The organism is Frankia sp. CeRuru1 (assembly GCF_977966315.1).
In genome coordinates, this window is record NZ_CDWWEW010000262.1 from 1 (window position 1) to 7,181 (window position 7,181).

4 protein-coding genes are annotated in these 7,181 nt (G+C 71.1%); 2 read left to right on the forward strand and 2 right to left on the reverse strand.

Features of this window, described 5'->3' with window-relative positions:
- The first annotated feature begins 490 nt into the window (after positions 1 to 490).
- A complete protein-coding gene (locus AC08OP_RS17280; protein WP_476615137.1) occupies positions 491 to 3,874 on the forward strand; it encodes a UvrD-helicase domain-containing protein in 3,384 nt (1,127 codons plus the stop codon).
- A 47-nt stretch (positions 3,875 to 3,921) separates the two neighbouring features.
- Here the strand turns inward: AC08OP_RS17280 and AC08OP_RS17285 are convergent, their stop codons facing one another.
- Positions 3,922 to 4,659: a class I SAM-dependent methyltransferase gene (locus AC08OP_RS17285; protein ID WP_462186638.1), complete on the reverse strand. Its 738-nt coding sequence runs from the start codon at positions 4,657 to 4,659 to the stop codon at positions 3,922 to 3,924.
- Between the two features lie 583 nt (positions 4,660 to 5,242).
- Between AC08OP_RS17285 and AC08OP_RS17290 the strand changes: the two genes are divergently transcribed.
- Positions 5,243 to 6,556 (forward strand): aminotransferase class I/II-fold pyridoxal phosphate-dependent enzyme, encoded by a 1,314-nt coding sequence (locus AC08OP_RS17290; RefSeq protein ID WP_476615138.1) that lies wholly within the window; start codon positions 5,243 to 5,245, stop codon positions 6,554 to 6,556.
- A gap of 46 nt (positions 6,557 to 6,602) precedes the next feature.
- On the opposite strand, the gene aat is transcribed toward AC08OP_RS17290, so the two are convergent.
- Positions 6,603 to 7,181 (reverse strand): leucyl/phenylalanyl-tRNA--protein transferase (aat, locus tag AC08OP_RS17295; protein WP_476615139.1); only part of this gene is annotated, 579 nt, incomplete at its 5' end.

The window sequence follows — 7,181 nt, forward strand, 5'->3', positions numbered from 1 at the left end:
CGGCACGCCGGCCGGGATGCTAGCGAGCCACACCGTGAGCGGATGCTCCTCGATGGTCCGGATCCGGCCCGACCGGGCCGCCGCGACCTCATGGAGGAACCGCACCAGCCGGTGACAGCGGTCGGCGAGGGCGGCATGCCGCTCGGGGCCGGCGGTCTCCGTCGTCATCAGGACCTCGCTCTGGAGATCCCGGCGCCCGCGCCGGGAGGGAAACGACATCCGTCGGTTGTCGCCACGTGACTTTCCTCCCGTCGGCGCTGTTCTCCCGATCCGCTCGCCCGATCCGCGGGGCCACCGATCTGTGACGCCACGTCCGCGAGGTCGGCAGGATGCCGGCATCCTACGCATAATGACGTCCCCCTCTCCGGCGGAGCGACAGGAGGGGGTAGCCCGTCCGCGGGGTGCGCCGGGTGCGGGTTCGGGTGCGCCGGGTGCGGGTTCGGCGTGCCGCCGACGGCACGGCGAGGCGGGTGCGGCAACATACGCATCCGTGAGGTCACGGTTCTACACTGATGTGCACATTCACTCCCGGTACTCGCGTGCCTGCAGTCGTGACTGCGATCTGGAGCACCTGGCCTGGTGGGCGGCACGCAAGGGCATCGCCGTCGTCGGCACCGGCGACTTCACCCATCCGGCCTGGTCCCAGGAGATCGCGACGAAGCTGGTCCCGGCCGAGCCCGGCCTGTTCCGGCTGCGGTCCGATCTCGAGCATGAGGTGCTGCGCACGTTGCCGGCCTCCTGCCGGACGGCGACCCGCTTCATGATCTCCAGTGAGATCTCGACGATCTACAAGAGGGGCGACCGGACCCGTAAGGTCCATCATCTTCTCTACGCTCCCGATCGGGAGGCCGCCGGACGGATCACGGCGGCGTTGGCCCGAATCGGCAACCTCGCCGCGGACGGGCGTCCCATCCTGGGCCTGGACTCCCGCGATCTGCTGGAGATCACCCTTGGTGGCGGGGCGGGCTGCTATCTGGTCCCGGCGCACGTGTGGACGCCCTGGTTCGCGGTTCTCGGTTCGAAGTCCGGGTTCGACGCCGTCGAGGACTGCTACGGCGACCTCGCCGATGAGGTCTTCGCCCTGGAGACGGGGCTTTCGGCGGACCCGGAGATGTTCTGGCGGATCTCCGGTCTCGACCGTTACCGGCTGGTGAGCAACTCTGACGCCCACTCCCCGCCGATGCTCGGCCGGGAGGCGACCGCGTTCACCTGCGACCTCGACTACTTCTCCATCGAGGCCGCGCTGCGCGGCGGGGAGGGCTTCGCGGGGACCGTCGAGTTCTTCCCGGAGGAGGGCAAGTACCACCTCGACGGGCATCGCAAGTGTGGGGTGGTCCTCACGCCGGACCAGACCCGGGAGGTCGGCGGACGCTGCCCCACCTGCGGCGGTGGCCTCACCGTCGGGGTCCTCAACCGGGTCGAGGCGCTGGCCGACCGGCGGCCCGGCCACCGCCCCGTCACGGCGCCCGGCGTCACCTCGCTGGTTCCGCTGCCGGAGGTCGTCGGGGAGGTCCTCGGCGTGGGTCCGAAGAGCAAGGCGGTCGCGGGTCAGGTGACGTCGTTGGTCTCCCGTCTGGGCCCGGAGCTCGACATCCTCGGCGACGTACCGCTCACGGACATCGCCGAGGCCGGATCGCCGGAGCTGGTCGAGGCAATCAGTCGCCTGCGCCGCGGGGAGGTGATCAGGCAGGCCGGATTCGACGGCGAGTACGGCGTCATCCGGTTGTTCGAGCCCCGGGAGCTCGCCCGGGACGGTGGCACCCTGTTCGACCTGGGATCCGGCGCGGCCGGTGGGCAGGACCGGATCGATACGGGACCCTCCCTCGACGAGGCGCTCGCGGCGCGGGCGCGCCCGGCCTCTGATGCCACGGTGGTGCCGGGGGACGCCACGGTGGTGCCGGGGGACGCCGCGGTGGCCGGCAGCCAGCTGTTCACGCCGGTTTCCGGCGAGACCCCGTCGGTACTCGACGGGCTGGATCCCGAGCAGCGGCTGGCCGCCTCGCACCTGTCCGGTCCGCTGCTCGTCCTCGCCGGACCGGGAACGGGCAAGACCCGTACGCTGGTCCACGCGATCGCACACCGGGTCGCTGAGCACGGGGTGCCGGCCGGGGAGTGCCTGGCGGTCACCTTCACCCGGCGTGCGGCCGGGGAGCTCGCCGAACGGCTCGCCGGCCTGCTGGGTGACGCCGCCGGACGGGTGCTCGCGACGACCTTCCACGGCCTCGGGCTCACGATCATCCGTGAGCAGCACGCGAAACTCGCCCGGGGCCCGCAGGTCCAGGTAGCGGACGACGCGGTGCGCGTGGAGCTAATCGCCGCGGCGCTGCACGGTGAGGGCGACGCCCGGATGCGCCGGCGGGTGGCGGCCGGTGTCGCCGAGCTCAAGCGGCACCGAGCGCTCGGCGAGGCGATCCGCGACCACGACCTGGTCGGGGCGCTCGCCCGTTACGACGCCGCGCTGCGCGATCGGGACATGGTCGACCTCGACGATCTGATCACCCTGCCGCTGACCCTGCTGCAGTCGTCCCCGGATCTCGCCGAGCACTACCAGCGGCGGTGGCGCCACGTCTGGGTCGACGAGTACCAGGACACCGACGAACTCCAGTACCGCCTGCTGGGGCTGTTGTGTCCCCCCACGGCCAACCTGTGCGTGATCGGCGACCCGGACCAGGCTATCTACAGCTTCCGGGGTGCGGACGTCCGGTTCTTCCTGCGGTTCGAGCAGGACTACCCGAGTGCCCGCCCGGTCGCCCTGACCCGCGGCTACCGATCCACCCGCACCATCGTGCGGACGGCGCTCGATGTGATCGCGCCCGCGAGTCTGGTCCCGGACCGGACCCTGACCGCCGTGCGGGGCGCCGAGGGCGACGGCCCGGTGCTGCTGCGGCGCTACCGCAGTGAGGCCGAGGAGGCGATCGCCGTCGTCGGCACGATCGACGCGGCGCTCGGCGGTACCTCGTTCCACGCGTTGGACTCGGGGGTGGACGGATCGGTCGACGCGGGGTTCTCCTTCGCGGACATCGCCGTGCTCTACCGGACCGCCCGCCAGGCCGAGCCGATCATGGAAGCGCTGGCCACCCGCGGTTTCCCGTTCCAGCGGCGCTCTCATCTCCCGCTCGCGGACGCTCCCGCGGTCGCCGGCCTGCTCGCCCTGCTGCAGGACCTGACGACCACGGGTCCGTCGGGTCCCGGCGTCCCGCGTCCGGTATCGGGTCTACTGCGCGACGCGGCGGCACGGGCCACCGATCTTGCCGAGGCGAGGAGAAGCGAGCTCGGCGCCGTGCCGTCCGACGGGTTCCCCGGCTTCTCCGGCGGGCGGGTGCCGACCGAGGCCGAGCTGCGCCTGGCGGTGGAGCTGCTCGCACCGGCCGCCGCAGCGGCCGGCAACGACCTGGCGGGTTTCCTCACGTCGGTCACGCTCGCCGCCGAGGTCGACGGGCTGGACCCGAGGGCGGACCGGATCTCGCTGCTGACCCTGCACGCGAGCAAGGGCCTGGAATACGGCCTGGTCATCATCGTCGGTTGTGAGGACGGGCTGCTGCCGATGCGGTTCGGTCCGGCCGGTGGGATTCCGGGCGGTGAGGCGCCGGGCGGTGGCGTCGGCGGAACCGCCGACGCCGGCACGAAGGACGCCGAGGCGGAGGAGCGCCGGCTCTTCTTCGTCGGCGTCACCCGGGCCAGGCATCGGTTGGTCCTCACCTCGGCGGCCAGCCGGCGGCGCGCCGGGTCGGTCGTGACGACCCGTCCCTCACCGTTTCTTGCGGATATCAGGCCGGCTTTGCTGTCCTCTGCCCCGGCCGAGGGCGTCCCGGCCGAGGGCGGGCGGCGTCGGCCGCGCCGGCCGGCACCGGGCAAGCAGCTGCGACTCCTCTGAGCCGCTGGGCCGGAGCCACCGGGCCGGCACTCGCGCGGCCCGGCGGCTCAGCGCTTGCGCAACACCATCGCGAGGTTCCAGGTCACAATCTCGCGGGCACCGGGAATCCTGAGAATCACCTTCGCCCAGTCGGGTAGATAGCGCGGCATCGCGTCGAGGATCTCGACGTCGGGCCGCCGCTTCGCCCAGGCGAGGGTGTCGGCCACCGACACCGGGAACAGAGTCTTGCCGTAGATGTTCTTCGGCGCCTTGCCCTTGCGGCGTTCGAACCTTGCCGCCGCCCGGTCGCCACCCAGATAGTGCCAGGGTGCGGTCTCGTGGCCGCCCCAAGGGGACAGCCAGTTCGTGTAGCTCAGGAAGATGAGCCCGCCGGGGCGGGTCACCCGGGCCAGCTCGGAGCACATCCGCCATGGGTCGGGAACGTGTTCGAGCACGTTTGACGTGTAGCAGAGATCAACGCTTCCGGAGAGGAACGGTAGGTCCAAGGCGCTGCCCCGGACCCGGCCGGGAACCTCGAGGCCACCGGCCTCCATCTCCGAGACGTCCGGCTCGACCCACACATACCGGGCGCCGGCGTCGAGGAAGGCTGAGCGGAAGTAACCTGGGCCGCCGCCGACGTCGAGGACGAGCTGGCCGGTCAGGGAGGTGTACCGCATCAGCTGGCGCACGGAGTCCGCGGCGATCAGCGAGTAGAAGCCGGCCGGGTCGACGGGCTCCTTGCGGTGCGCGAGGAACAGCGTCTTCGAGCGCGACAGTCCGAACCCGGAATAGGGCAGGGCGCGCACCAGCGGACCCTCCTCCTTGGTCCGCTGGCGGGGAGTGGCCGCCGCGGAGGGCGTCGGGGCCTGCCTCGAGCCCGCGGGGGGAGCCGTGGAAGCCGCAGCCGTGGACGCGGTGGAGGTCGCCGCGGATGCCGCCGTGTCAGACATGCTGGGGACGATAACACCACGGCTGCGGGCCTTCGGCGGGCGGCGGGAGCCGCCCGGGCCGCCAGTCGGATCCGCCTCGGCCGTGGCGTGGCGTGGACCCCCGGTCCGGAGTGGCCCCGACGTCCGCCCGGTCTCCCGGCTCCGATGCGCAGAGCAGGAACATATCGCGCTTGTTGTGGAATTATCCAGGTTCCGAGGTTTATTGTTTACGTGTTGGATGCTCCTTTGGCCCGTTGGTACTTCTTCGTTCCCTGAACCCGGCGACGTGTGTTCCCGGCGATCCTGAGGACTGGTGATGGTGGTAGCGCACCCGGTTCCGCTGGCAGGCCCGACTATCTTCCGAGAAACTGGACCATTTGGACTTTCCGGGATATTAGTGATTATTCCGCCCGCCTGGCCGATCGCCGCGGCTCAGGGCATGGGCGACTAGGCCGCGGGGATGCCGCAGATCTATGAAAGTCCCGACTTGCCTTCGCCTCCCGTCTCGGGGGCGTTATCTCCGGCCTGGCGACACGTTCTTGATCAGCCTATGGGGATGCGGGCCGAACTGGACCGCCTGCGCCGCCACGCGCCCTTTTACGACGCGACGGTGGACGAGATCGACGGCCGCCGGATACGGATCGGTGATCACTGGCTCGCCGATTTCGCGTCGTGCAACTACCTTGGCCTCGATCTCGACCGGGAGATCATCGAGGCGGTCCCGGAGTACCTGGACCGCTGGGGCACCCACCCGAGCTGGTCGAGGCTGATCGCCAGCCCGCAGATGTACGACGACATCGAGCGCACGCTCGCCGCTCTCCTCGGTGCCGAGGACGCGCTGCTGCTCCCGACCATCACCCACATCCAGCTGTCGGTGCTGCCCGCCCTCGTGGGCAAGGGGGCCCTCTTCGTCGAGGTGCACGCCCATCAGACGGCGCATGACGGCGCGGTCGTGGCCGCGGCCCACGGCGCCGTCGTGGCGCGCTTCCGCGAGGACCGGCTCGACCGGCTGGAACGCCGGCTGCGGGCGAGCCCCCACCCCCGGGTGGTGTGCGTCGACGGCGTCCACAGCATGACCGGAAACGGCCCGCCGCTCGCCGAACTCGCGGCGCTCACCCGTGCGCACGACGCCCTGCTCTACGTCGACGACGCCCACGGGTTCGGTGTCGTCGGCGAGCGTGATGCCGCCGCGTCGAGCCCCTACGGCAGCCGCGGCAACGGAATCGTCCGCCATCTCGGCGAGACCTACGACGATCTCGTCCTGGTCGGCGGTTTCTCGAAGGCGTATTCGTCGCTGCTCGCCTTCGTCGCCTGCCCCACGGAGGTGAAGGAGTATCTGAAGTCCACCGCGGGCCCGTACGTCTTCTCCGGCCCGTCGCCGGTGGCGTCCCTGGCGACCGGGCTGGTCGGGCTGCGGGTCAACGCGGAACGCGGGGACGCCATCCGTGCCCGGCTGTACCGCCTGACCAGCCGGTTCCTCGACGGCCTGCGCGGGCTCGGCCTGTTCACGCTCAACGCCAGCGGCTTTCCGATCATAGAGCTTCCCCTGGTCGACGCCGCGCAGGCCGAGCCGTTGGGCCGGTTTCTGTTCGAACGGGGGATCTTCGCGAGTGTGGTGCCGTTCCCGGTCGTTCCCCGCGAGCAGGTCGGGGTGCGCATCCAGGTCACCGCGGCCAACACCGACGTCGAGATCGATCATCTGCTGGCCGTCCTGGCCGAGGCGGTCGAGCGGTTTCCCCTGGTATCGGTCCCGCAGGCCCGCGCCGGCGACTGAACCCCAGCTCGCCGGAGGTGAGGTGACGGAGACCCCGGACGGCGCCCTAGGCCAGGGGTCCCCGCATTGCGCCGGAGGCGCCATGCGGGGCAAGGCGGGCGACCGGGTACCGGTCCCGGTTGAGGCGGACGTCGGCATCCCGGACGCGGGCCAGAACGGCGAGGAAATCGGCCCGCGGAATCTCCACCGCACCCAGGTCGATCAGATGCGGGGTCGCGATTTGCACGTCCAGCAGCATCCCGCCGGCCGCGGTGAACCGGGCGTCGAAGTCGGCCAGAGCTACTTTGGAGGCGTCGGTCCGGGTACGGAACATCGATTCACCGACGAACACGCCGCCGACGCCCACTCCGTACATGCCGCCGACCAGCTCGTCGCCCTCCCAGACCTCGATGCTGTGCGCCCAGCCCAGGGCGTGCAGCTCGGCGTAGCCCTCGACCAGTTGGGGAGTGATCCACTCGGAGGTGCCGCCGCGGCGGCAGCCACGGACGACGTCGACGAAGCGCTCGTCGACGGTGGTGGTCCACCCACAGTTACGTAGCCGCTTGCGCAGTGTCCGGTTGACCCGCAGCCGGCCGATCGGGATCACTGCCCGGGGGTCGGGGCTCCACCAGGGCAGGTCCAGCCC